The sequence below is a fragment of the Streptomyces sp. L-9-10 genome (assembly GCF_004151105.1).
Taxonomy (GTDB): domain Bacteria; phylum Actinomycetota; class Actinomycetes; order Streptomycetales; family Streptomycetaceae; genus Streptomyces.
This window is the reverse complement of the sequence record NZ_PHRF01000026.1, coordinates 238844-264424: the sequence shown is the minus strand read 5'-3', so window position 1 is coordinate 264424 and position 25581 is coordinate 238844. Positions and strand designations below refer to the sequence as shown.

Genomic DNA, 25581 nt, shown 5'->3' with positions numbered 1-25581 from the left:
GCCATGGGTGCCGTTGGAGCTGATCCTCTTCGGGCGCCGACAGCTGGATCGTACGGAGCGGGAGAGGTTCGGAAGGCTCTAGGTCGTCCACCTGCATCCTGTTGGCGCGAGGCTTCGGTTCTCGGGTGCGTGTCACGCTCTCGATTGCCGGGAGCGTGCGTCCCCGGGCATGCCCGGAGAAGGCAGTAACTGCCATGGCTGTGAAGCGGCCTGAAGGAATCTTCCCGTACGTCAGTACCGACACGTGGTCGGAGAAGCTGGCGGAAGCGATTGAGAACACGTGCAAGCAGGAGGGCGTGACCCCGCCCCCACGTGCCGCAATCGTCGAAGGACTTGGCACCGCCCTCGGCGACACCGAGATCAAGAAGCTCGTGGTCTCGCCACGCACCACGAAGGCGCTCGCCACATCCGCGTACCGGGTAGTTAAGGCAGGCGAAGACAAGGTTCTCCTGCTCACTTGCCACGTACACGGCGCCGGGGTCGCTCCCTGGGATCTCAACGACCGCACCGCCAGCTTCTGGACACCTCCCAGTCCGGAGGCGACGGAGCGGGTCAAGGCACTGGTCGATGCCGAGTTCAGGCTGGAGGAGGCACGGAAGGCGGAGAAGCAAGCGGAGAAGGCACGCGAAGCCCGTCGCCGGTCGGTCGACGATGACACCTACGCAGCCGCAGAACTTGCAGCTGCGGAGGACAAGTACCGGGCGGCAACATCGCGGGTGACCGAGGCTCAGCGCGAGCGAGACGCTCTGCTGTCCTCACTTGGTAACCGTCGGCCCCGCCCAGTAGTGAAGTCTGCAGAAGAAGATGGACGAGCCATGGCGGCGCTGGTGCTCTCGCCCCAGCCCCGCGAGGTCGCCGTGCACCTGCAGCGATACGCGGTTGAGAACCTTCGGCGTGCAGGCCGAGGTCGTGGATATGACCTCGTCGAGTCCTTGGTCGCTGCGGGCCAGCTGTCACGAGGCATGTGCGTCCTGCAGCAGTGGCAGTTGCAGGATCAGACCGGCCAGACATCCACGTCGTGGCGAATGGTCGCCGTCACCGCGAACAACCGAGCACTTGCCCGCCTCGACATCTTCGGCCTGCAAGTCGAGCACCTCGTGACAGGGATGCCCCAGTCCCTGTACCCCTATCCGCGCGAGAACACCGACTCCGAACTGCTGCTGCACAACCAGCGCGAGGTACTGAATCGCATTTCTTACAGCCTCAATGAGGCGCTCGCAGCAGAAGGAACCGATCGGGAACACCCCGCCCATCGAGCCGGCCGGATCGCAGACGTCCCGACGGAGGTTGTGGTCGGCTGCAGTAACCCCGCCGCCCTGGAGCATCTGCTTCGAGCACTGAACGTCGACGATCACCTCCGCGGGATCCAGCCGTACGACGAGGACGCCCGCCTCATTGCCCTCTTCGCGATTCTCGTCGACGCGTACGCCACAGAGGGGCTACTCGTTCAGGCACTCGCCGACACGTTTCCTGAGGCAAGGGGTGCAGACCGTCTCAACGTGGACGGCGTGCGGTCGGCTCTGACCGCGAACGGGCCACTCGCCCCGCTCTCTCCGCTGCTGCCGCCGGGCGAGGAGATCTCACCCGTCACCCTTCGAGACATCGCGCTCCGGTCCATCACGGCGCTCGTCTTCCCCGACCTACCTGCGGCGCCACCGCAGACGGGGCAGCGCCAAGTCCGTGACGTAGGTCGCTACTGGCCGATCGTGCGTGGTGCGCTGCAGGAGCCGGCCTGGAGCCAGACTGGCGCCAAAACAGCGGCGGCCCGGACCAAGTTGTGGTCCGCCGCCGTGGCACAGCTCTCCATGCACCGTGCCAACATTCTCTCCGCCAACGGCCTGTTCGCCGTCGCAGACACCAAGGAAGGAGCCCGGCAAGATCCCCGTTCGCTAAGGGACTTGTTCCTCGGTGCACAGGCAGGTGACGCCACCGCATGGGCAGCTCTGGTCCAACGCATGGTGCCTAACCTGATCCACGCGCCCGAGCCCCTGATCACGCCAGGCCAAGGAAGCGAGGCGGGCGGACAACGAAAGGGGGAGCGCCGGAGCCCGGCAAACGCTGTGGCGGCGTTGAAGATGGCGTACAAGCAAGAAGCGCTGAACGTCAGCCGCGAACTACTTCTCGCCTTTGCCAAGGTGGTGTTGGAGCACCCGGATGCCACCGAAGTGCCGGAAGCGCCCGACGGTACGAGGTTGATCTGCTACGGCGAGCAGACCTGGTCCGAGGAAAGCAGGAGCACGATCGTCCCTGGGATGGTTCTCGCGCCGGACACAGATGGGCAGCCGACGGCGCTGGTGGTCGACAAGGCGTGGTTCGACGAGCTCTTCCCGCCCATCTGGGGGAGCGCCTTCCAAAGTGGAAAAGGTCGCAACGCAGCCACAGGCACAACCGGCTCGGCAGATCAGGCCGCCGAAGACCGCTCCAACGACGACACCTCGCGTGCAGCTGGAGGCGTCGCCGCAGACCCTCGTGCGCAGTTGGGCGCCCTACGGAAGGAACTGCCGGCCCGGATCGAGCTCGTCGAGGGCGGCTATGAACGTGCGGTCCAGGCCGCCGATGCCCTGCTGAGCGACTTCGAGACGGCACGGCGCCTGCGGGATGACCTCGGTGAAGATCCACTCCCCGCCGATCAACGGATCGAGTGGATGGAGAAACTGACGAAGGCCCGCGGAGCCGCCGAAGGAAGCATCTCCGCCCTCAGCCAGGTCGAAGCCCTGATCCTCAAGCTGTAGCCGCATCTCTTCACGTCGCTGGTGGGGGTGCTGCTCGGCTGAGCAGCACCCCCACCAGCGCACGCGATACGGTCCACTTCATGTCCTCGCCCATGGTCCTTCGCCAGGGGCGACGCGCTGGTGCTCCGAGGCGCCATTCCGTGCCGCCTGCGGCGTGAGGATACTGACCGCCATGACTTCGCCTTCACAGGAAGAGATCGGGAGCGCGGTTCGAGCCGTTTCGGACCTGCACATGGCAACAGTCCCTGATGAGCACGCTCGGGCCGCCGACCATGCCGCCGCCAACCTCTGCTCGGGCGCCGGGCTCTCTGTCGCACCAGCCGGGCTGCACCAGCTGATCAACGAGGCCATCCAAATCGGCTATTCGGCTGCTCTGAGCGACATGCGCGACGGCGATTTCGATGACGACATCCGGGAGTGGCGACCGGACCTGTCCACGGGATAAGCCCAGCGCCACCCACACTGTCGTAAGCCCGGAACACCACCACTCCGTCACAGGAATCTGCATGACACCCAGCACACCCGTCTACGCCGGACGCTTCCACCAAGGACGCATTGCTGAAGGGAACCGACCTCAGGCTCTGGATACTTGGCGGGTAACGACCGACGACGCGCAGGTGGCTGCCCGCATCGCCGACCTCCACGGCGGCCAGCTATCTCCCAATGGTGGGAGCGGCAAACGTGCCTACGAGATACTGACGGCCCGCGAATCCGTACGCATCCTTATGGATGGGCCCGATGCGGTATCCGCTCGTATGGTTCTTTGGAGCAGCAAGGGGAAGATCCACGAATGCGACGGAGTGGTGTTCCTGTCGCCGGCCGACGTGAAGGGACGGCCCTGTGGCTGTCCTCTATTGGTGGAAGACCGCAAAGCACTCGCCAAGGAGGGACGCGGGCCCCAACCCACCATCGAGCTGACCTTCCGACTCATGGCCGCCCCCTCCCTCGGCAAGTTCCAGTTCCACACCGGCTCGTGGGAAGCAGCCAAGCGCCTTCCCCAACTGGCCGAAGAACTGGACGCTGTAGAAGGCCCCGCCGTCTGCGACTTCACCACGGAACTCGTCACCCTCACAGCTACGAGCGGTACGCCTGTCGCCTACCGCAGGCCGGTGGTCACCGTTCTCGGCTCCCCGGACACTGTTGTCCCGGAACCCCCGCCGGCTGTCCCTTCCACACCGGTGCTCATGGAGACAGCATCACGCCGCCGCACACCACGCCTACGCCCTCCATCTCCGATGCCAGCCACCGCGGAGCCGACATGCTCCATCGATCTGGATGTCACCTTGCTCGACCGGGCGGCACGAGCACTCGGCACCACCAGCCATCAGGAGACCGTCATCGCCGCCCTCACCCAGGCTCTGCAGAGCCAGCAGCGGGCCGTGAAACTCGACCAACTACGGGAGTGCGTCCAGCACATCGCTACCACTGCGGAACAAGCGCTCCGAGCCGACGACTCCTCCCCCGCCTGACTACCGGCCTCCGTCCGTGGTTGCAGTTCTGGTTGCATTCACCTGCGTACAGCATCGTTCAGAACCCCCGCCCGGACCAGCTGCACCGCAGTTCAGGACATTGCCGTACGCCCCAGAACCCCCAGACGAACATTTGGAAAGCGTGTTGGGGGCAACCCCTCACGAGTTCGAATCTCGTATCCTCCGCCATTGCTCTCACCGGGCAATACGAAGAAGGCCCTGACCAGTCTTGACTGGTCAGGGCCTTCTTCGCGTGCGGATCCGAGACCAGGCGCGGAGCCTCGCGCGCGGCGACGCGGTGGGCCCTACGTGATCTTCTGTCTCAGTTTCCGTCTCAGTTGAGGTCCGAGGGCTCCTCGTTCGAGCCGGCTCCGCTGTCTTCGCCCGCCTCCGGCGCGGGGCCCCAGAGCGCTTCACCGACCTGGTGCACAACGTTCTTCAGCATGGGGCCGGTGACGTGCGTGTACCGGGCCCTCATCCGTGCTGAGCCGCCCGGCTCCCATCCCAACATCCGGGACCCCGAGCAGGAGCAGCACGGTGCCGTCTGCATGACGCGCGTCATGCAGACGTCCGTCTCGTACGGCTCGGTCTTCTTGAACTCCCGGCGGATCTGCCTGCGCTCCGGCGGTAGCCAGGTCTCCGGCCGCAATTGTCGCCGCACCCATGCTCGTACCGCGCGCAGACGGTTCTTGCGGATGCGGACGTACCCGGCGTCCAGGTACACGTCTTCCCACATCAGCCCGAGCGCCTCGCCCTGGCGCAGGCCGAGTGTCAGGGCGATGACCCTGCGGGCGTGCTGTTGCGGAGCTTCGACGCCTCCAAACAAGAGGCTCTGAATCTCCTCGATGGTGTACGGCTCGGTCTCCTCCTCATCGGGGCTGGGGGCGTTGGCGATCGCAGCGACGTTCTTGGTGACGTGCCCGCGACGGACGGCTTCGCCCAGGGCGACGCGGATGGTTCTATGAGCGTGGTGAGCGGTTCCTGCGGCGCTGCCGCTCTTCTGCATCCGCTCGTAGAGATATTCCAGGTGTCCCGGCTCCAGCCGCTCCACCTTGCCAAGGTCAACTAGGTAAAGGGGACTGCCGCCCACTGGACTCCCCACTCACGCCTGGGCAGTGCGTTTTCGGCCTTGATAAACAACGGAGGCCGCGGCAGCGGTTGTTCTGCCTATGCTCTGAGCTGGATTCAAGGAGGGGGCTGATCGTGTCGTGGGATGAGAGCAGCGTGGACGGTACACCGCCCAGCCTGTTGACTCCTCCGGATGGCGGGGGAGTATTCGGCTCGTCACCGATGGAGAAAAATGCGGCGGCGAACGCCATCGAGACTGAGTTGGAGCCGGACACCAAGAGGGTCTCGGGTGGGGCGAAGGAGAGCACGAACACCGCGGTCAGGATGTTTGACGGATGGGATACTGCCGCCGGCCTGAAAAAAGTGGTGGGCACCTGGGACAAGCAGGTGAAAGTTTTGATGGGACGACTCAGCGAAGAAAAGACTTCTCTACGCGCCACCTCCAGCATCTTCTTACAGAACGATGTCAGCAGGGGCGACGAAATCAGATGTATCAGATCCGGTCTTGACGAGCTGTAGGGGGGATCGGCCCGTGCTGACGTACCAGGAAATAATGACGACCGATCTCAGCGTTCTGACAACGGCTGCCGAGAAATGGGAAACCATGGCCGCCGACCTCGCGAAGGTCGAGAAACGTTACGGGGAAACGGTCCAGAAAATCACGCTGGGACAGAACTGGCTCGGTCTCAGCGTGGAAGCGGCGCGCACGAAGTTCGCGACGACCCGACGCGAGTACAAGTCCGCGCAAACCGAGGCCAAGTCGATTGCCAAGATTCTGATAGAGGCGCACGCCGGTTTCGCGGACCTGAAGAAAAAGGTCGAATCGGCCCGGGACGATGCGGTGACGGCAGGCATGGCAGTCTCGGCGTCAGGGCGCGCAGCCTTCGACTTCACGCGGCTCCAGGATCCTGCTCAGGAACGAGTCCTGCGACACGACCCGGGCCTGAAGGATGCGGAGGAGTATTGGAGTTCGCACATCGCTGCCGCGGTGCGCGCCGTGGACGAGTTCGACAAGGCCGTCAAGGAGGCGCTCGAAAGCGTGGTCGTGGACGGCGATCTGCTCGACGGCACCATCGGAGGCTTCAACGCCACCGCCACCCCGGTCATCCCCCCGACAGGACAGGCGCGTAGCGAGCAGAAGTTCACCGACGCCGAAAAGTGGATCTTCGAGGAGATGAAGCGAAACGCGAAGTCGGACACCGTCGGCAACATCAAGGCCCTGCTCGATGAGCCTAAATGGTATGAGTTCGGGCGGAACTATGGATCCGACATCAACACGGCTCTGGTGATGTGGGGCACAAAGGTGGCCCCGGGGCAGGACTGGGACCACAAGCCCCAGCTCCAGCAACGCTACGACCTCCAAGCCCTCGACGACTACTACTTCAAGCAGCCCGGAAAGAACCGCGAAGTCTTCTACGACATCTACTCCAACGTTCACTACGGATACGTCGGCCGCGCCGCCGGCTTCGACACGGACACTCTGATCAAGGGCGCCTCCCTAGGAGAAACTGTGCTCACGGGAGACGACGACCAAGGCGATCAGATCACGATGCGGGTGGGGATCGACCTCTACGAAAAGTACGGTGATGACCTGACCGAGGATCAGCTCCGGCAAGGAATCAACGACGCGATGGACCAGATGGAGCAAGCGAAGCGCAACGGCGAGGACATCCCGCAGATCAGGACTCAGAAGTGACGCGCGGGCAGTGGGGCTGCGTGGCGGCCCCCGTGGGCGGCCTGGCCACGGGTGTTCTCGGGGCTGTGCTTCTCGCAGCCGCCTGGCGGGCATGTGACGTCGGAGTGAACGGCGCGGCCAACGGCCTCGCACTGATCTTCTACGGGACTCTGCTCGCGATCATCTCGGCGGCGTGGTGGGGTGTGCTCATCGGCTGCGTAGGACGTTGGAACCTCGCGGTTGCCCTCCTTGGTGGCACGGTCGGTGCCGCGGTCATGGTCTGGATCTTCGTCGCCCTTCTACACGTTCCGAACGGCTACCGTTGCTGACTCTCTGGGTGTGCGAGAGCTGATCAGCACGGCAAACCCGATCGAACCGACCTTTGCCACAGTCCGGCCCCGCACCAAGGTCACCGAGGGCACCGGAAGCCGCACCGCTGCACTCACCATGAGCGAGCCGCCGGCTGCAACATAAGGATCAACACCAACCCGGCTCGATCCAAAAGCCTTGACGATTCCTCGCGCCGGTGGCCGTATGGCTCAAGGGGAATTGCATTTTAGTTCGAATCTCGTATCCTCCGCCATTGCTCTCACCAGGCAATACGAATCCGAGAACAGGCGCAGGGCGACGAGGGCGTTGGGCGCGGGACGTGTTTTATTCCCGGGTGGCCCCGGCGCTGTCCCTCTCGGGGGAGTACTGGCCCCGGGCGTGGGACCGGCGGAGGGTGGAAGAGCACGTTCCAGACCACGACTTCAGGGATGTTCCATGGCTCTTCTCACCACCCCCTTCGACCGTGAGTCCACTGCTGACGAGGTGCTCGCGGGAGTTGATCTGCATGGTCGTACCGCGCTGGTGACCGGCGGTTCCTCCGGGGTCGGGACCGCGACCGTCCGGGCCCTCGCACGGGCCGGGGCCCGGGTCGTGATCGCCGCCCGGAGCCTGGGCCGGGCACGTGAGGCGGCTGCCGAGATCACGGCGGACACCGGTAACGAGGCCGTGAGCGCGGTCACGCTCGACCTCAGTGATCCCGCTTCGGTGCGCGGCCTCGTCCGCGCCTGGGAGGGCCCGCTGCACATGCTGGTCAACAACGCGGGAATCATGGCGCTCCCCGAGCTGGACCTCACCTCCTACGGCTGGGAGCGCCAGTTCGCCACCAACCACCTCGGCCACTTCGCTCTCGCCACCGGGCTGCACGACGCGCTTGCCGCCGAGGGCGGCCGGATCGCGGCCGTCAGTTCGACCGGTCATCTCTTCTCCCCTGTCGAGTTCGACGACATCAACTTCCGTGAGCGGCCGTACGAACCCTTCCTCGGCTACGGCCAGTCGAAGTCGGCCGTCGTCCTCTTCGCGGCCGAGGTCGCCACGCGCTGGGCGGCGGACGGGATCACCGCCAACTCGCTCATGCCCGGCGGGATCAAGTCCCCTCTCCAGAAGCACGCCTTCGGCGAGGACATGTCGGACGAGGCCCGCGCCGTATACGACAACTACCCGTGGCGCAGTGCGGACCAAGGCGCCGCCACCGCGGTCCTGGTCGCCGCGTCCCCGCTGCTCGACGGCGTCAGCGGCCGGTATTTCCAGAACTCCAACGAGGCGCCCGTCATCGACCCCGTGCTCGTCGGGCAGGTGGCGGAGCCGGTCGGCGTCGCGCCGTACGCCCTCGATCCGGAGAACGCGGCGCGGCTGTGGGACCTGTCGGCGAAGGCGGTCGGCGCCTGAGGCCCGCCCTTGTTCCCGCTTCCGTACCCCTGACGAGACAAGGGGCACTCCCACGAACGGCACTTCCATGAACGGCACTTCCATGAACCAGCCCCTTCAGACCCCCTTCGGCTTCTCCTCCACCACCGAGGACGTCCTCAAGGGCGTCGCGCTGACCGGCAGGCGGGCCGTCGTCACGGGAGCCGCCTCCGGCCTCGGCACCGAGACCGCCCGCGCGCTCGCCGCCGCGGGCGCCGAGGTCGTCCTCGCGGCCCGCCGGCCCGCGGCCGCCTCCGAGGCAGCCGCCGAGATCACGCGTACGACGGGCAATCCGCAGGTCAGTGCCCGTGCCCTGGATCTCGCCGACCTGCGCTCCGTCCGCGCCTTCACCGACGCCTGGACGGGCCCGCTGCACATCCTCGTCAACAACGCGGGAATCATGGCGCTCCCCGAGCTGAGGCGCACTCCCGAGGGCCGCGAGCTCCGGTTCGGCACGAACTACGTAGGTCACTTCGCACTCACCCAGGGGCTGTACCCGGCGCTCGCCGCCGCCGGGGGTGCGCGCATCGTGTCCGTCAGCTCCCTCGCGCACCTCATGTCGCCGGTGGTCTTCGACGACGTCGACTTCCGCTTCCGGCCGTACGAGCCCTGGTCGGCGTACGGGCAGTCGAAGACCGCCGACATCCTGCTCGCCGTCGGCGCGGACCGGCGCTGGTCCGGTGAGGGCGTCCGCGCCAACGCCCTCAACCCGGGCGCCATCGCCACCAATCTCCAGCAGCACACCGGTGGCCTGCGCACCCCCGAGCACCTGCGCAAGACCGTCCCCCAGGGCGCGGCGACCAGCGTCCTGCTCGCCGCGTCGCCCCTGCTGGAGGGCGTCGGCGGCCGGTACTTCGAGGACTGCGCGCAGTCGCCGGTGGCCGAGAGCAGCAGGGCTCTCGGGTCGGGCGGCGTCGCCCCGTACGCCCTCGACCCGGAGAACGCGGCGCGGCTGTGGCGTACGGCCGAGGAGCTGATCGCCCGCTGAGCGCCGGGGACGTGCCCGCCTCGTCGGCTTCATCGGCCTCGGGGACCAGGCGGCGCCCGTCAGGAGCTGACGGGCCTCAGGGCTTCGCCGTCGCCTCTCGCACCAGGCGGTCCAGCGCGGCGGCGGACGGGGTGCCCGGGTCCGCGGTGTGGACGACGAGCAGGGTGCCGGGCAGGCCCGGAACGGCGAAGCGCCGGTACTCCAGAATCAGGGAGCCGACGGACGGGTGGTCGATCTCCATGGTGCCGCCGGGCGGTGGGCTCACCTCGTACCGCTTCCAGAGCGCGCGGAACTGCGGTGAGGCCGCAATGAGTTCGTCGCGCAGGGCCCGCAGGCGCGGATCGTCCGGAGCCTCGTCGGCGAAGGCGCGCAGTGAGGCGACGGCGCGGGCGAGGAGTTCGGGGGCGTTGCGGTAGCGGCGGCGGACGCTGTCACCGTGGAAGGCGGCGCGCAGCAGGTTGACACCGGGGCGGTAGAAGGGGGCGAGAGCGGTGGCCGGCGGGGTGGCGGCGAGCACGTCGAGGTAGGCGTTCTGCACGACCACCGGAACGTCGCGCCACACGGTGAGCAGTTGTCGCAGCCCTGCGGGCAGCCGGCCGGCCGCGTCGCCGGGGCCGGCCGGGTCGTCGGCGGGCAGCTGCCCGGCGAGGCGGTGCAGGTGGCGGGTGGCAGCGGGGTCGAGGCTCAGGGCACGGGCGAGCGCGTCGAGGATCTCGGGTGAGGGATTGCGGTCTCGGCCCTGTTCGAGGCGGGTGTAGTAGTCGGCGCTGATCCCGGCGAGGCCGGCCAGTTCCTCGCGGCGCAGGCCCGGCACGCGGCGGCGGCCGGCGCCCGCCGGTACTCCGGCGCGATCGGGGTCGAGTGCGTCGCGGCGGGTGCGCAGGAAGGCGCCGAGCGAGGGCGACGGGGCGGTCACGAGAAGGTCTCCTCGGAGCGCGGGGAGGTCCCCTCGGAGGGTGGGGAGGTCCCCTCGGAGGGAGGGCCGGTGGCATCGGAGCGTCGCGCGGTGACGTCGGAGCGTGGCGCGGTGGCATCGGAGGGTGGGGCGGTGACGTCGAGCGAGGCGAGCAGTGCGGCCTCCCGGCTGCCGGGCGCGGCGTGGTAGACCACGAGGACCTGCCCCTTGTCGGGCAGAAGGGTCAGCTTCTCGTACGAGAGGTCGAGAACACCGAGCGTGGGGTGGATCAGGCGGGTGCCGCCCGCGGTGCGCGGGCGCACGTCGTGCCGGTCCCACAGCAGCCTGAACTCCTCGCTGCCCGAGCGGAGTTCGGCGATGAGCCCGGCGAAGCGCGGATCGGTGGGCGCGGGTCCCGCCTGGGCGCGCAGGGAAGCGACGACGGAGGCGCTGACGCGGTCCCAGTCGTCGTAGAGCCGGCGGACGCGGTCGCTGAGGAAGGTGGCGCGCAGCAGGTTGACGCCGGTGCGGTAGCTGGGCGAGAGCGCGGTGGCCAGGGGATTGGCGACAAGGACGTCGTGGTAGCGGCCCTGGACGAAGGCGGGGGTGTCGGTGCGGCTGAGCACGAGTCGGCGTACGGGCTCGGGGACGGTCTCCGGGGCGTACGGCGCCGGGTGTGCGGGGCGGCCCCGGGCGAGCGCGTGCAGGTGTACGCGGGCATCGGCCCGGCCGCGCATGGCCGCCGGCGCCCTCTTCTTCGATGACGCCGACCGAGTTCTGCTCGTCGAACCCTCGTACAAGGACTACCGCGACATCCCTGGTGGATACGTCGAGCAGGGGGAGTCGCCCTTGCATGCCTGCGTGCGCGAGGTCCACGAGGAGCTGGGCATCAGGCCCGCCATCGGCCGCCTGCTTGTCGTGGACTGGGCGCCGAACCCGGGAGAGGGCGACAAGGTCCTCCATCTCTTCGACGGGGGCCGTCTCACCGCGGACGAGTGTCAGCGCATCGCGCTACAGGCCGACGAGCTCCGCGGCTACGCCTTCCACGACATCGGAGAGTTGCCGGAGCTCACCATCCCCCGCCTCGTACGCCGTATCACCGCCGGCATCGAGGCCCGCGCCAACGGCGTGACCGCCTACCTCGAACATGGAACGACGCCGGAAACAGCCGCATAGCCAGGGGACGCCGTTCGCCTCGTCGAAGAGGTGCGATGCTCGTCGCCGCTGATCGCGCCCTCCTTGACAGAAGGGTCCCGGGGCGGGGAGCCGTGAGGGTCGTGAGGGGGATCACAAGGGCGACGCCCGGCTGTCGCGCAACCTTCTGACGGCCCGGCCGATCACACCGGTGTACGCACGCACGGCCGCGTCACGCTCGCCCTCGTCCCGCCGGGCGGCTGCCGTACGGCCGGGCTCCATCGGGCTCCACTGGGAGGGTTTCATGAAGCTCCACCGTGTTCTGGCAACCGCGGCCGTCACGGCCGTCCTCAGCCCCGTAGCCCTGTTCGTGGCCCCGGCCGCGTACGCGACCTCGGAGTCGGCGAGGCCGAGCGCCGAGCCGTCTCCGACGTATACGCGCCCGACGTTCTGCTCCGGCATCCCGGACGAGGAGCGCGGCAAGACGTCGCTGCGCGGACTCCCGGGCACGATCGTCGCCGGGTCCGGCTGGCACGAATTCGCCTACCGCGTGACCAACGTGTCCACGATCAAGGTGATGGAGACCGACGTCTCCCTCTACCTCGGCACCGGCGACCCGGAGATCGACGATGTCGCCCAACTCGGCGTCACGGTCGAGTGGTTCGACTCGGCCACCGGACAGTGGAAGGCCATCGAGGGCGAGGGCTCCGACGTTCTGGACAACGAGGAGTTCGCCACCGTCGGGACCCTCGCACCGGGCGAGTACGCCGATGCAGAGATGCGCCTCAAGGTCAGCGGGCAGGCCACGGCGGGAACCGGCTACTTCTTCACCACCGGCCACTCGTACGGCGAAGACGGACAGTGTGGCTTCGACGACATCAGCCAGTTCGACTTCAGGATCCTCGCCCCCGGCAGCGAACCCGCCGCCGGGGGTGGAGCCGCGGTGGCCATGGGGGCCGGGGCCGTGTTCGTCGTGCGTCGTCGTCAGGCCGGATCCGCCGCGTAGCCTCGCGGCCTCGTAGGCGGCGGGGCGCTCCCTGTCGAGTCCGGGAGGGGCGCCCTGCCTACGCTTCGGCCAGCAGCGGGTCGAAAGCGGTCGAGCGCGAACGACCCGACATGAAGGAGAGGAAGTCCTTCACGAACGCGCTGCGGGAGTACCGCGCACCCTGACCGGTGCCGGCCTCAGCCTCGGCGCCCGCGCCAGTGCCGCTGCCGCTGCCGCTGCCGCTGCCGCTGCCGCTGCCGGCCACGGTGCGCCGGAACGCGGTCCGGAACAGGGACCGGTACTCGTCCGCGTCGATGGACCCGTCGCCGTCCGCGTCGGTGGCGCTGAAGAGCACCTCGGCGACCCTGATCAGCGCGGGCCCCGCCAGGGAGGGGACACCGGCGGCATACTCCTCCTTGCTGATACGGCCGTCGCCGTCCGCGTCCAGAGCCGCCTGGAGTTCCTTCCACCACTCGGCGTACGCGTGGTAGAGCCTGGTCTCCGCCGGTTCGTCCAGGTCGAGGCGGGAGGACAACTCCCGTGCCATGGCGGCGAGATCGGGCCAGTCCAGATAGCCGTCCCCGGTCTGGTCCAGTACCGCCGTGAAGAACTCTTCCGCGTCCCGCTGTGGTCCGGCGCCCTCGGTCGGCCCCGGCTGCGCGGGAAAGGGCGTGACCAGCCGGAACAGGGCACCGGCCCTCTTCATCCGGTCGCGCAGTGCGGTGAGCGCCGCGGCGTGGGGGTTGTCGCTGTCCGGGGACAGGAAGAGCAGGCTGGTGACGTTCTCGGCCTGAATCCAGTTGTCGGGCAGGAAGCGTGCCAGGCCGGCGGCCGTGTAGACGCTCTGCATCAGTGCCTGGGCTCCGGGCGTTTCGGGCAGACCGGCCCGGCGGCGGAAGGGCTCGGGGAGGGACGCCACGGTGATCGTGCCGAGGACCGGTCCGGCGAGCGCGCGACCCGCCGCCCATACGGTGGGCAGGCCGTCCAGCAGAGGCGGCGCCGGGAGATGGTCGAAGAGCTTGTAGAGGATGATGCGCAGGGCCTCCGTGTCCTCCAGCTCCTCCTGGACCATGTGGTCGTAGTACGGCCAGAACTCCTTCAACGTGGGCGGCAGATGGCCGGCCTGATCCCCCAGGACCGCGAGGAACGCCTGGAATTCGGCATAGAGCCGCTCCATGGTGATCCGGTCGAGCGGCTGCCCGCTCAGTCGGCACATGGTGACGGAGCTCTCGAACAGCGTCGCGACCACCCACGCGCGGACCTGGGGGTCCATCGCGTCGTACGGCCGGTTCTGTGCGTCCGTACCGCTCAGCCGCGCGTGCAGGCGGTTGAGCCGCGCCGCCTCCCTGTGCCGGGTCTCGTCATCGGCGCCGAACATGCGATGCAGGCTCACGAGGGTGTTGCGCAGCCGTCGCCACGGGTGCGCCACGAACGTCGAGTTGTCGATCAGGGCCGCGCCGATCTGCGGGTGAGCGGCCTCCAGGACCGTGGCTCTGAGTACGGCCAGTGCCCAGCGCGGATCGTTGAAGAACCGGTGGAACTGCGAGTCGGGGCCGAACAGCGCTCCGGGCTGTGCTCCGGGCTGTGTCTCAGGAGCCGGAGCCGGAGCCGGGGCCTGGGCCGGCCGCGCGGGGTCACCGTCGTGACCGGCGGCCTCGGAACGGGGGTGCTGGGGGCGGCTGCCGCCGGTGTCCGTCACGGGTGGGGTTCTCCGTTCGCTCGCGGAATCACGCCGCCGAAGCGGCGGTCGCGTTGCCGGTAGGTGTGCAGGCACTCCAGGAAGTGCGGCGCGTGGAAGTCGGGCCAGAGCACCGGCGGGAAGATCCACTCGGCGTAGGCCACCTGCCAGAGCATGAAGTTGGAGATGCGCTGTTCACCGGAGGTCCGGATGACGAGGTCGACATCGGGGGTGTCGGGGAAGGGCAGATGGGCCGCGAAGTGCCGCTCGTCGACGGCATCGGCGGACACCCCGCTGCGGATGAGGGATCGTGCCGCCTCGACGATGTCCCTGCGTCCGCCGTGGTCGAACGCGACGGTCAGCGTCATGCCCCGGTTGGCGCCGGTCAGCGTCATCAGGTCGGCGAAGTCCCGGGCCAGCGGTGCGGGAATCCGCGGGTCCGCCACCCCGAGGAACCGGCAGCGGATGCCGCGCGCGTGGAGCAGCGCGGCGTGTTTGCGCACCACGCGACGCACCAGTCGCATGAGGAAGTCGATCTCGCCGCTCGGGCGCCGCCAGTTCTCGGTGGAGAACGCGTACAGGCTCAGCCACTCCACCCCCGCTGTGCGCGCCGCCTCGATGACGTCGATCACCGCCGTCTCCGCGGCGCGGTGGCCCGACGTACGCGGCAAGGCGCGCTGTGCCGCCCACCGGCCGTTCCCGTCCATCACGCAGGCGACATGGCGCGGCACGCCCCGCTGACGGCTCTCACCGGCCGGGCGACGCGCGGGCGCGGGAGCCGTCGAAGGGGCAGGAGCCGTCGAAGGGGCGGAAGTGCCGCGGTCTCCCTCAGCCGTCACCTGTGCTCCCCCGAACCGTCACCACTCACTCCTCGCCGCGAGACTCACTCCCCGCCGCGAGCGCCGCTGAAATGGACCCTCAGCAGAGTGCCGGTACCTCGGCACGGCCGTATCGCACTCTCCGCAGATTCACCCGCAGTACGCACGTCCGATTGTGCGACCGCCTCACGGCGGGACCGCTCCGGCCGTCGCGACCCTGGAGCTGCCCGCTGTGACCGGGACGCCCCGGACGTGGCAGGGCGCGCCTGCGACAATCGGAGGGACGCTGGTGTACGGCGGAGCGCGCCGTGCCGTGGACGAGGGGGATTCCGTGCCGACGACGTCCGAGCCGTTGCGGAGTATGGGGTTTCTGACCATCGGGCTGTTCGACGAGGCCGATCCGGGGCGGGGCCACGAGTCGACGCTCGCCGTCATCGAGCTGGGTGAGCGGCTGGGGTTCGACAGCGCGTGGCTGCGGCACCGGCATCTGCAGTACGGCATCTCCTCCCCCGTCGCCGTGCTGGCGGCGGCCTCCCAGCGCACCAGCCGTATCCAGCTGGGCACCGCCGTCATCCCGCTGGGCTGGGAGAATCCGCTGCGACTTGCCGAGGATCTGGCGACCGTCGACATCCTGTCCGGAGGCCGCCTCAATCCGGGGGTCAGTGTCGGTCCGCCCATGCGGTACGAGCGGGTGAAGCAAGCGCTCTATCCCGACACCGCCGACGCCGAGGACTTCGGTTACGAGCGCGTGCGGCGGCTGCTGGCGTTCGTGCGTGGGGAGCCGGCCAGCGAGTTCAGGGGTACGGAGGGCATCGAGGCGTTCTCCGACCGCGTCCAGCCGCACGCCGCCGGCCTGGCGAGCCGTATGTGGTACGGCGGCGCCGGTCTGCGATCCGCGCGCTGGGCGGGCGAGCAGGGTATGAACTTCCTGACCAGCAGCGTCGTGAAGGCGGAGGAGTCCGAGGACTTCGCCGCGACCCAGCTGTCGCACGTCCGCGCCTTCCGCGCCCATCACCCGGACGGCGATCGCGCCCGCGTGTCCCAGGGGCTCGTCGTCATCCCCACCGACAGCGCCTCGCCGGAGCAGCGCGCGAAGTACGAGGAGTACGCCAGGCAGCGGCTGCCGCGTACCGCCACGCCACAGGGGCCGGCCCGGCTGATGTTCGCGCCGGATCTCGTCGGAAGCTCCGCCGAGCTGGCTGAACAGCTCTATGCCCACGCCGCGTTCCAGGAGGTCGACGAGGTCGCGTTCGCGCTCCCGTTCACCTTCGACCACGAGGACTACGTACAGATCCTCACCGACATGGCCACCAAGCTCGGCCCGGCTCTGGGCTGGCAGCCGTCCCCGTGGGCCCGGCCCGCCTGAGGCGTCCGAGTCGTCTGAGGCGTCCGAGGCGTCCGAGGCGTCCGAGGCTCAACTCCCCGCCCGACTGGGGCATGGGGGGGGCTCCCCCCTTCACCGGCGCCGAATCGCCGTGTCGGCGCCGGAAACCCGAGTTTCCGCCAAGTCCGGGTTTCCTGCCCGTTTGCCCCGTCGAAGCGCCCGGTTGGCCCGTGTGGAGGGACCTGACCTCCGAGTCGTCGGCGGGGCCGGGAGACGGGGCGGGCGGAGGGGGTAGGGGCCGCACGGGGGTTCCGGGGATGACGGGATGACCGGGGCGCGCGGCGCCCGTGCGGTCTAGCTGGCAGTTCGGCAATTACCGGCCAGTATGGGCAAGGTGGCGCGTTCTGCTCCAACCAGAACGTCACTCTGCGACCATCAACGCCAACGAAAATCAGCGTCCTGACTGCCGTGGGGGGAGTGGCAATGGGGCTGCTCGGCGATGAGTTGGCGTTCGCGCGTGCGCTGACCGACCGGGAGAACGAGAGCGTGATGGCTCTCGGGAACCGGAAGCGCTTCGCGGCCGACGCCCATCTCCTGACGGAGGGCGACCGCTCCACTCACATCATGATCATACTTCAGGGGTGGGTGACCGTTTCCGTGGCCACGGACCGGGGAGCCACCCGGCTGATCCTGGGGCTGCGCGGCCCCGGTGAGCTGCTCGGCGAGATGGCCGCGCTGGACAGCCATCCCCGTAGCGCCACCGTGCGCGCGCTGGGGCCCGTCGAGGCCCAGGTCATCTCCGGGGACGCGTTCCGCCGCTTTCTCGCGCTGCATCCGCGGGTCAGCGGTCTGGTGATACGCCAGCTCACGTTCCGGCTCCGCAGCGCCGACCAGGAGCGGTCGGCGCTCGCGTCCCTCACGGTCCTCCAGCGTCTGGCCAGCCGGCTCACCGAGCTGTCGCGGGCCGAACCTTCCGGCCCGTACGCAGCGGTCCCCGTAGCGCCCCCCGCCACGGGGACGTCGCCCGCCACGGGGATGTCGCCCGCGGGCACCGTCGTGCATCTGGCCCAGGACGAACTGGCCGCCACCGTCGGCGCCACCCGGGAAGCCGTCGCCAAGGCCCTGCGGCTGCTGCGCAGCCAGCAGATCGTGCGCACGGGCAACCGAAGAGTGGAGATCCTCGACCCCGCTCTGCTCGCCCTCCTCGCGGACGGCCATCAGGAATAACGGAAACGGAGCGGAGAACCGGGCCGGCGTGTGTAAACGGCTACAGACGCCTTTCGTCCCGGCCGCGAGGCTGATGGGGGACGGCAGGCGGACAGAACAGGGGGCACGGGGTGGACGACGACGCGATGGATGTCGCCGAGGCGCGCTACGAGTTGGTGATCAGCGTCGACGCGCGGCGCTCCGGTGAGTACGACGACGTGGACAAGCCACGGATGCGCGCACGGATCTACCGGGTCCTGGAGACGGCCTTCACCCACGCCAAGGTGGGGCGGGACGCCGTTCATATGGAAGACCGCGGCGACGGGGTGCTGCTGTCGGTGGCCGGCCGGATCGCGGTGACCCGGCTGCTCGGGCTGTGGCTGGTGGAGGTGCACGAGAAGCTGCGGGACGAGAACCGCGCCCTGCGCGTACCGCTGGGGCTGCGGGTGGGCATGCATGTCGGCCCGGTACGCCACGACGACCGGGGCATCAGCGGGCGCGCGGTCGATCTCGCCTGCCGGCTGGCCGACTCCTCCGTGGCCCGGCGGCTGCTGGACGCCGAGCGGGCCGATCTCGTGCTGGTGGTCTCGGACGCGCTGTACGAGGACGTGGTCAGCAGCGGCGGCAAGTTCATCGAGCCCGCGCACTACGCCCTGGCCCGGCTGAAGATCAAGGAGGGCGATGTCAACGCCTGGTTCCACCTTCCCGGGCGGCCCGCTCCGGTGATGCCGGCCGGTGATCCACCGCCCGCCGCGGACGCACCACTCGTCGCGGACGCACCGCCCGTCGCGGACGCACCGCCCGTCGCGGATACGCGCGTTGACGACGACGCCACCGCCACCGACGCCGACGCCGACGCCGACGCCGACGACCGGCCCCGTACCCCCCGTGCCCACTACACCGTCCACGGCGACATGTCCCAGCACTCCGACAACGTCTACCAGCAGCCCGTGCACATCGGGCGGATCACCGACTCGCCCCGGCCGCGGAAGGACTGACCCGACATGTCCGACGAACAGCAGGCGGCCGGATCCCCGGAACGCAACCCCCAGCCCGCCGACCAGCCCAGGGCCAAGGCGGACCGGGCCAAGCCGGACAGGGCCAGGGCGGACAGAGGCAGGGCGGACCGGGCCAAGGACGACAGGGCACAGGACAACAGGGCCGGGGACGAGCGGGCCAGGGCCAGGGACAACAGGCCCCGCGCGGAAGAGGGCCGCGCCGACAGCGACCGCGACTCCGGCGGCAGCGACGCCGCGGAGAAGGAGAAGGAAGAGCAGAGCGAGCAGGACAGGGAAGAACGGGAAAAGGAGGAGCGGGAGAAGGAAGAACGGGAACGGGAACGGGAACGCGTCACCGGGCGCTTCAAGGAGCACACCCGCGACCCGCTCGCCGAGGAGCAGGGCGACGACGGACCCACCGATCTGGCCGCCGCCTCGCGGGCCCGCCACTCCACCCGGATGCTGTTCGACACCGGCCGGGACCTGAACAGTTTCGACCGTTCCTTCATCCAGAGCGCCCATATCGGCGATATCCATCTGCGGCTGGACTCCCGCCCGTCCGCTGCGGGGATGCGCAGCGGACCCGTACCCGAGGACGAACTGCGCGGGCTGCGCAGGGTCCATGTGGAACCGCAGGGGTACGTGCGGCTGCGCAGCGCGCTGGTGGCCCGCCGATTACTCGTGCTCGGCGCCGCGCCCGGCACCGGACGTACGAGCACCGCGCTCTCCCTCCTCGACGAGGTCACATCCGGCGCGGGCGCGGAGCCCGGCGCGGGACCCCGGGTGTCGCGGGTCGATCCGGACGGTGGCGTGCGGGGGCTGGCCGGTCTGCTGAGCGGCGACGGCGCGGAGGACCGGCGCGGCACCGGGTATCTGCTGGAACTGGCCCTCACCAGGCCCGGTTCGCTGCCACCGGACGCGATGGACCTGGACGGGCTGGCCGCGGCCCTGGACGGGTGCGGGGCCTTCGCGGTGATCGTCGTGACACTCGGGTCGGCGGCGAACCCGCTGCTCACCGGGCGGTACGGGATGATCTGCCCGCCCGCGCCCACCCAGGAACTCCTCACCACCCGGCTGCGGGAGAAGCTGGAGGAGCGCCGGGAGGAGCTGGCGGAACGCCGGGACGGACTCGCCGAGCGCCGGGAAGGACTGGCGGACCACACCGCCGCCGCCCCCGACGGCGCCCCCGCCGCCGGCCCGGACATGGACGACCTGCTGGCCGCCGCCGAGGAGCTGGCACAGCGCGCGGAGGTCCGCGACGCGGTCGGGCTGAAGGATCTGCGCCCCGCCGAGGCCGGGTTGCAGGCGTCGCTGCTGGCCGGGCATCTGCTGGGGGACCTCTCCTACGACGAGTTGCTGTCCGGCTGCCGGAGTCTCGCCGCCGGCCAGGCCCAGGAGTGGTTCGCCGGGGTGGACCGGGCCCTGGCCGCGCTCCCGGCCGCCGCCGCGGACGGGGGCGCGGGGCGGTCGGGTACGGCGGCGCTGTTCCACCCGGTGGCGTTCCGTATCGCGCTCGCCGTACTCGGCGGGACCCCGCACAGCACCGTTGCCGCAGCCGCCCATCTGCTCACCTGGGAGCTGTCCGTACAGAGCGATCCGGACACCACCCCGGCCCGCCCGCTGTTCTGCGACGACCCGGAATCCGATCTGGCGCTCTCGCGCGCCGAACTGCTCGACGGCCGGGTCGAGGTGGCCGGTGCCGAGGTGGACGCGCGGCTGATCTGGTACCGGGGCTCGGCGCTGCCCGCCGCGGTGCTCGCCGAGATCTGGGACCGGCACTTCCCCGTACGGGCGCCGCTCGTGCGCTGGCTGCGGCTGCTGTCGGACGACCCGCGCCCCCATGTGTGGATGCGCGCCGCGGTGGCCGCCGGGGAGCTGTCCGTCCGGGACTTCGACCACAGTTACGCGGAGCTGATCCGGCCGCTCGCCGAGGCGGCCACGCCCCGCCGGAGGATCTTCGCGGCCACCACGATGGACCAGGCGGCCGGCCATGCCTCGCACCGTGAAGCGGTGCGCAAACTGGTCGGCGACTGGAGCAGGTTCGGGACGAAGTCGCTGCGCTGGACGGCGGCGATGGCGCTCGGATACGGGAACGCCGCGGCCACGACCGACGACGCGCTGGACGCGCTGGCCCGGATCGGGGTCCGTGACGACGGGGACCAGCTGGCGGCGGCCTCGTTCAACGTCGTACGGCTGCTGGCGCTCCCGGACGTCGCGAAGGTGCTGCGGCGGATGGCGGACTGGACCCACCACCAGCGCGAGGCGTACCAGGACCTCGGTCTGGTGACCACCGTCCGTATGGCGTTGACCGGGGTGGACGAGGTACCGGCCGCCGAGCCCGGCTCCCCGCTGGGTGACCGCGGCGACTGGCCGCTCCCGCTCGCCCTCGCCGCCACCCGTCCCGAACTCGTCCTCCCGATGGCCGACTTGCTGTGGACGGCGCTGAACACCCCGCGGTCGAAGGACGTGGCGATGGACGCGCTGGAGGCCCTGATGCGTACGGCCGTGCGCAAGGACGGCACCGAGTGGACCCGGCCGGGGCTGGCGGCGCTGCTGCCCGCGCTGGCGGCCGAGGAGCACGACCGGCGGCGGCTGGACTGGCTGCTGCGCCGCATGATGAACGATCCGGAGAATCCGCTCCCCGACGCGCAGGCGCGCTCCCTCTGGTGGCTCGCCGTCCCGTCGCCGGACCGGACGGGCGAGGAGGAGAGGCATGGCTGAGGACGAGGACGTGGCGGTGGACCGGAGCGGGCCCGACGGCTCGGGCCCCGCGGGCCCGTTCCTGCGGGACTACGCGCCGACGGGAATGTTCCGGCAGACGAGCGCCCGTACCGCCTCGGTGCTGTTCTACCGGAACGGCGGCTACAGCGTGGCCACCGTCTCCGGCGTCCAGCACTACGACAAGCGGGCGTTGGCCCGCCCCTACACCATCTGCGAGATCGCGCTCGGCACGTTCGTGACGACGCTCCAGATGGAGCTGCCGGCCGCGGGCGGCACCACCTTCTTCAAGGCCGAGGTGGACATCCACTGGACGGTGACCGATCCCCATCTGGTCGCCACCCAGGTGGTGACCGATGTCGCGCAGCGGCTCACCGCCCCGACGCTGGAGCGGCTGCGCGAGGTCTCCTCGGAGTTCCCGGTGAGCCAGGCGGAACAGGCCGACCGCGCCATCACCCGGCACTGCGCCGGCGGGCGCTGGGCCGACCTGGGCGCCGAATTCGGCCTGCGGGTACGGCTGTACGTACGGCTGCGGGTGGACGACAAGACGATCGACCACATGGACGACATCCGGGACGCGCATGCCTCGGCCGAGGTGACGCGGGTGCACCAGACCAGGTTCCGGGCCATGTTGCAGGGCGGGGAGCTGGACCAGCTCAGCTACATGCTGGCGGCCGACCCGCAGGCGGCCAAGGACTTCCTGGAGAAGATCCGCCAGGAGGGCAGGCAGGACGAGAAGGACCGCGTCGACCGGCTCTTCGACATGGTCGCCAGCGGCCAGATCCAGTCCAACGACGTGGAGACGCAGGCGCTGGAGCTGCTCAACCGGGGCCGCCGGGGCGTCCAGGGGCCCATCGGCTCCCTGCCGGCCCGCCGCGACACCCCGCGGCTCGATCCGCCGCCGGGCGACCGGTTCACCCCGGACTGGGTGGACGAACCGCCCTCGCGGGCCGGGCACCGGGCCGGCCCGCCGGAGGACGGGGACGCCGTACCGCCGCGCCGCCGGAGCCGCGGCCGGGACGACGGATGGTCCTGGGCGGAGGAGGAGCGATGACCGCCGACGGCGGCGCGCGTACGTCCCCCGACCCGGTCGGGCCCGTGCCGGACGGGGGTCTGCACGGGCACGACCGGGCGGGGGAACGTATCGCCGAACGCCTGCTGAGCACGGTCAGGGAGGACCTCGGCCGGGCCGACTCGAAGGCCGGTGTCCTGCTGTCCGGGGCGCTGGCGCTGCCCGCGTTCCTGATCAGCAGGCACGGCGCGCCCGACTGGCACGGGGTGGCCGACGCCACGCTGGTCGTCGCGGGCGTGCTCTGGGCGATCGCGGTGACCGCGCTGGTCCGGGCGCTCATGCCGCGTACGGGCACGATACGCGGCCAGGACGGGGTGACGTACTTCGGCGATCTGCTGGCCCCGCACGACTTCGCGCGGCTGTCCGCCGAGGTCGGCGAGGCCGGGCGGGACCTCGCCGGATGGCTGCTCATACAGGCCGTGGACGTCAGCTCGATCCTGTCCGCCAAGTACCGGGCCATCCGCTGGGGAGTGAGCACGCTGGCCCCCGCGGCGGCGCTCGCACTGATCTGGAGCCTGACCGCGCGTTGACCCGCGCCGGCGGGCCACCGCGCGCCAGGCCACCACAGGCACACCGCGCCACCGCGCACACGACGCACCACCGCGCCACCGCGCACGCCACGCGCACCGCGCAGACCACGCAGAGACGAAATAAGGGGACGGCCGTGGGAACACTCAGGGGAAGAGAGCGGACAAGAAAGGGCTGGGCGCGCCGCGGCGCGGTCTCCGCGCTGGGCGGCGCCGCGGTGCTCGTGTCCCTGCTGGCGCCCGCCGGTCCCCGGCCGGTACCGGCGGCGGCGTCGGAACCGGCCTTCACCTCCGTCAACTACGCGGTCGCCGTGGACGAGTCCGCCAGTCTCGCGCCCGAGGACATGAAGGCCGAGAAGGCCGCCGCCGCCCGGATCGCGCTGGGTGACGTCTCCTCGTCCTCGAACGTCACGGTCTTCGGTTTCGCCGCCGCCGAGTCCGACGGCCAGCGCGCGGTGGACCCGGTCTGCCCGCGCACCACGCTGGACAAGCCGGGGCGCGAGTCGGTCGGCGCGTGCGTGGACAAGCTGCGCAGCCGCAAGAAGAGCGAGGGCACCGGCACCGACTTCCCGAGCGCGATACGGCAGGGCGTGCACGACCTCAGCACCGGCACCGACCCGTCGGTGCCGCGCGTGCTGTTCCTGCTCACCGACGGGAAGATGGACGTCAGTGGCAGCCCCAAGTACGGCGATCCCGCGCACCGCGAGGCCGAGGGCGAACGCCAGCTGGAGCTGGAGCTGAAGAACGCGGCCGAGCAGCAGGTCCAGATCTGGCCGCTCGGGTTCGGTCCCGCCCCGGACAGGAAGCAGCTCGACCGGATCGCCGCGGGCGGCTTCCAGAAGGGCTGCGTCGAGCTGCCCTCCGCCCGTCCGAAGGCGAGCAAGGTGTCCGGGGCGAAGGACGTCGGCCCGATGCTGGAGAAGATCTTCGCCGCCGCCCACTGCCTGCGCTACGAGCGGGGCCCCAGCAACCGGCCGCCCGCCACCCTGGAGATCGGTATCTCGCCGCTGGCGACGGTGGGCAGCATCGTGGTCGACAAGGGCGACCCCGAGGTGACGGTCACCTACCTCGACCCGAGCGGCCACGAGGTGCCCACCTCCGGGTCGTACCGCGCGTCGCGGTTCGAACTGGCGGGCGCGGGCGGCACCGTCGAGGCGCTGAAGATCGTCGACCCCGTCCCCGGCATCTGGAAGGTGAAGGCCGAGGCACCCGAGGGGCACCGCTCCCTGCCCGTCGGCGTCAGCGTGCTGTGGCAGGGCGAGCTGCGCGGCTCCATCACCATGGACCCGCCGTCGCCGCGGGCGGGCGAGAAGACCACGGTGACCATGCGGTTGCAGACCCGCGAGGGGTACGAGATCAAGGACCCGGACGACTACGCGGGGCTGCGGGTCAGCGGTGAGCTGACCGGCGACGGCTTCGCCCCGGTAGCGCTGGACCTCACCGACGACGGGAAGGGGACCGACCCGGACGGCAGCGACGGCTCCTTCACCGGTTCCGTGAAGATCCCGAAGAGCGCCGACGGCGCGCTGAAGGTGAGCGGCACCCTGACGGCGTCGGGACTGAGCGCCGACACCCGCAGCGAGACCGGCCAGGTCGCGCCCGGCGTGCTGCCCGTCACCACCGCGCTCACCCTGCCCGACGCGGACACCCATCCCGGCTCCTCGGTCACCGGCACCCTGGCCGTCCACAACACCAGCGACACCCCGCACACCCTGCGGCTGTCCGTCGCCGACATCCAGGACGGGCTGCTCTCGGTCACCCCGGCGGAGATCGAGGTGAAGCCCGGCGAGTCGGGGACCCGGAAGGTGACGGTCGAGGTCGCCCCCGAAGACGTCTTCGGCGACCGCCTCGGCGACGGCGGACTGCGGCTCGGCGGCACCGTCACGGTCGTCGACACCACCGACGACGACCGGACGCTGGTGCGCTCCCCGCTCTCGGTACAGGTGACACCGGAGCCCGGGATCTGGGAGAAGTACTGGTGGGCGTTCCTGTCCGCCGCCGTCGTGATCGTCCTGGCCGTCCTCGCGGTCCTCGCCTGGCTGCGCCAGCGCCGCACCCGCAGGGACCCGTTCGGCCTGGTGCTGCGCCTGCTCTCCGAGACGGGCGACATCCTCGGCGAGCACCCGGCCGGGCACGGGCACAAGCAGTGGTACGAGTTCGCCGTCGTCGAACCCCACCGCAGCCCGCGCATCGAGCGGCGCAACCACGGCCCGTACGCCGTCCAGCGCAGCCCGGAAGGCGGCGCGGTGCTGCGCGAGCGCGGCGGCAGGCGGACCCGGCTGCCCGCCAACGGGCAGGTCCCGCTGACGGACTCGCTGAGCCTCGCGCTCGGCGAGGAGACCCGTACCCGCACGACCCGTACCCGCACCACCCGTTGGACACGGCCCTCGCGGTCGCGGACCACCACGCCCGGCACCACGCCCACCACCACCCCCGCGACCGGTGAGGGCGGGAGTTCGAGCACCTACGACTCGTACCTGTGACACGGACAGCGCGTCGCGGCCGGAGCGCCGCGACGCGCCGGAAGTCCCCACACGCGAATCCACAGGCGTGAATCCAC

The 25581-nt window shown here is 70.1% G+C and carries 23 protein-coding genes; 17 read left to right on the top strand and 6 right to left on the bottom strand.

Annotated features, from left to right (window positions below):
* The first annotated feature begins 194 nt into the window (after positions 1–194).
* From CU044_RS06395 to CU044_RS06385, 3 genes are all read left to right on the top strand, one after another.
* Positions 195–2732 carry a hypothetical protein gene (locus CU044_RS06395; RefSeq protein WP_129767444.1) on the top strand — a complete coding sequence of 846 codons (2538 nt, stop codon included), beginning with the start codon at positions 195–197 and terminating at the stop codon, positions 2730–2732.
* Positions 2733–2904: 172 nt separating this feature from the next.
* Positions 2905–3177, top strand: coding sequence for a hypothetical protein (locus CU044_RS06390; protein ID WP_129767443.1), 273 nt, complete (start codon positions 2905–2907; stop codon positions 3175–3177).
* Positions 3178–3238: 61 nt separating this feature from the next.
* The gene (locus tag CU044_RS06385; RefSeq protein ID WP_129767442.1) at positions 3239–4201 is read left to right on the top strand and encodes a hypothetical protein; all 963 of its coding nucleotides are present in this window, start codon (positions 3239–3241) and stop codon (positions 4199–4201) included.
* Between the two features lie 334 nt (positions 4202–4535).
* On the opposite strand, the gene CU044_RS06380 is transcribed toward CU044_RS06385, so the two are convergent.
* Entirely contained in the window at positions 4536–5252 is a 717-nt protein-coding gene (locus CU044_RS06380) for a hypothetical protein (RefSeq protein ID WP_193563889.1), read from the bottom strand.
* A 152-nt stretch (positions 5253–5404) separates the two neighbouring features.
* On the opposite strand from CU044_RS06380, the gene CU044_RS06375 reads away from it, so the two are divergent.
* The 5 genes from CU044_RS06375 to CU044_RS06355 all read left to right on the top strand — a co-directional run bounded on the left by CU044_RS06375 (position 5405) and on the right by CU044_RS06355 (position 9666).
* Positions 5405–5788, top strand: coding sequence for a hypothetical protein (locus CU044_RS06375; RefSeq protein ID WP_129767441.1), 384 nt, complete (start codon positions 5405–5407; stop codon positions 5786–5788).
* Positions 5789–5801: 13 nt separating this feature from the next.
* Positions 5802–6965 carry a polymorphic toxin type 44 domain-containing protein gene (locus CU044_RS06370; RefSeq protein WP_129767440.1) on the top strand — a complete coding sequence of 388 codons (1164 nt, stop codon included), beginning with the start codon at positions 5802–5804 and terminating at the stop codon, positions 6963–6965.
* Between the two features lie 65 nt (positions 6966–7030).
* Positions 7031–7273, top strand: coding sequence for a hypothetical protein (locus CU044_RS06365; RefSeq protein WP_240045384.1), 243 nt, complete (start codon positions 7031–7033; stop codon positions 7271–7273).
* Between the two features lie 436 nt (positions 7274–7709).
* Positions 7710–8660 carry an SDR family NAD(P)-dependent oxidoreductase gene (locus tag CU044_RS06360; protein ID WP_129767438.1) on the top strand — a complete coding sequence of 317 codons (951 nt, stop codon included), beginning with the start codon at positions 7710–7712 and terminating at the stop codon, positions 8658–8660.
* Between the two features lie 82 nt (positions 8661–8742).
* On the top strand, positions 8743–9666 hold the full coding sequence (locus tag CU044_RS06355; RefSeq protein WP_129767437.1) for an SDR family NAD(P)-dependent oxidoreductase: 924 nt from the start codon (positions 8743–8745) through the stop codon (positions 9664–9666).
* Positions 9667–9742: 76 nt separating this feature from the next.
* Here CU044_RS06355 and CU044_RS06350 read toward each other — a convergent pair whose 3' ends face one another.
* Together CU044_RS06350 and CU044_RS06345 are read right to left on the bottom strand one after the other, a co-directional pair.
* The gene (locus CU044_RS06350) at positions 9743–10582 is read right to left on the bottom strand and encodes a helix-turn-helix transcriptional regulator (RefSeq protein WP_240045383.1); all 840 of its coding nucleotides are present in this window, start codon (positions 10580–10582) and stop codon (positions 9743–9745) included.
* Positions 10579–11298: a transcriptional regulator gene (locus tag CU044_RS06345; protein WP_165371799.1), complete on the bottom strand. Its 720-nt coding sequence runs from the start codon at positions 11296–11298 to the stop codon at positions 10579–10581. Before CU044_RS06345 ends, CU044_RS06350 begins: the two co-directional genes overlap by 4 nt.
* On the opposite strand from CU044_RS06345, the gene CU044_RS06340 reads away from it, so the two are divergent.
* The gene (locus CU044_RS06340; RefSeq protein WP_129767436.1) at positions 11297–11737 is read left to right on the top strand and encodes an NUDIX hydrolase; all 441 of its coding nucleotides are present in this window, start codon (positions 11297–11299) and stop codon (positions 11735–11737) included. The two genes, CU044_RS06345 and CU044_RS06340, sit on opposite strands and share 2 nt — an antisense overlap.
* A gap of 111 nt (positions 11738–11848) precedes the next feature.
* On the opposite strand, the gene CU044_RS38410 is transcribed toward CU044_RS06340, so the two are convergent.
* On the bottom strand, positions 11849–12001 hold the full coding sequence (locus tag CU044_RS38410; RefSeq protein WP_165371798.1) for a hypothetical protein: 153 nt from the start codon (positions 11999–12001) through the stop codon (positions 11849–11851).
* Between CU044_RS38410 and CU044_RS06335 the strand changes: the two genes are divergently transcribed.
* Positions 12000–12701 (top strand): hypothetical protein, encoded by a 702-nt coding sequence (locus CU044_RS06335; RefSeq protein ID WP_129767435.1) that lies wholly within the window; start codon positions 12000–12002, stop codon positions 12699–12701. The two genes, CU044_RS38410 and CU044_RS06335, sit on opposite strands and share 2 nt — an antisense overlap.
* Before the next feature lie 58 nt (positions 12702–12759).
* Here CU044_RS06335 and CU044_RS06330 read toward each other — a convergent pair whose 3' ends face one another.
* Together CU044_RS06330 and uppS are read right to left on the bottom strand one after the other, a co-directional pair.
* Positions 12760–14241 carry an oxygenase MpaB family protein gene (locus CU044_RS06330; RefSeq protein WP_240045394.1) on the bottom strand — a complete coding sequence of 494 codons (1482 nt, stop codon included), beginning with the start codon at positions 14239–14241 and terminating at the stop codon, positions 12760–12762.
* Positions 14242–14375: 134 nt separating this feature from the next.
* Positions 14376–15089, bottom strand: coding sequence for a polyprenyl diphosphate synthase (gene uppS / locus CU044_RS06325; protein WP_275670177.1), 714 nt, complete (start codon positions 15087–15089; stop codon positions 14376–14378).
* 418 nt (positions 15090–15507) lie between these two features.
* Between uppS and CU044_RS06320 the strand changes: the two genes are divergently transcribed.
* The 7 genes from CU044_RS06320 to CU044_RS06290 all read left to right on the top strand — a co-directional run bounded on the left by CU044_RS06320 (position 15508) and on the right by CU044_RS06290 (position 25504).
* Entirely contained in the window at positions 15508–16542 is a 1035-nt protein-coding gene (locus CU044_RS06320; protein ID WP_129767432.1) for an LLM class flavin-dependent oxidoreductase, read from the top strand.
* A gap of 441 nt (positions 16543–16983) precedes the next feature.
* Positions 16984–17727, top strand: a complete 744-nt coding sequence (locus CU044_RS06315; protein WP_129767486.1) for a Crp/Fnr family transcriptional regulator — start codon at positions 16984–16986, stop codon at positions 17725–17727.
* A gap of 110 nt (positions 17728–17837) precedes the next feature.
* Entirely contained in the window at positions 17838–18704 is an 867-nt protein-coding gene (locus CU044_RS06310) for a hypothetical protein (protein ID WP_129767431.1), read from the top strand.
* A gap of 6 nt (positions 18705–18710) precedes the next feature.
* Positions 18711–21425, top strand: a complete 2715-nt coding sequence (locus tag CU044_RS06305; protein WP_240045382.1) for a hypothetical protein — start codon at positions 18711–18713, stop codon at positions 21423–21425.
* Positions 21418–22476 carry a hypothetical protein gene (locus CU044_RS06300; RefSeq protein WP_129767430.1) on the top strand — a complete coding sequence of 353 codons (1059 nt, stop codon included), beginning with the start codon at positions 21418–21420 and terminating at the stop codon, positions 22474–22476. Before CU044_RS06305 ends, CU044_RS06300 begins: the two co-directional genes overlap by 8 nt.
* Positions 22473–23024, top strand: coding sequence for a Pycsar system effector family protein (locus CU044_RS06295; protein WP_129767429.1), 552 nt, complete (start codon positions 22473–22475; stop codon positions 23022–23024). The genes CU044_RS06300 and CU044_RS06295 overlap by 4 nt, the downstream gene beginning before the upstream one ends.
* 134 nt (positions 23025–23158) lie before the next feature.
* Positions 23159–25504 carry a VWA domain-containing protein gene (locus tag CU044_RS06290; protein ID WP_129767428.1) on the top strand — a complete coding sequence of 782 codons (2346 nt, stop codon included), beginning with the start codon at positions 23159–23161 and terminating at the stop codon, positions 25502–25504.
* Positions 25505–25581 lie beyond the last annotated feature (77 nt).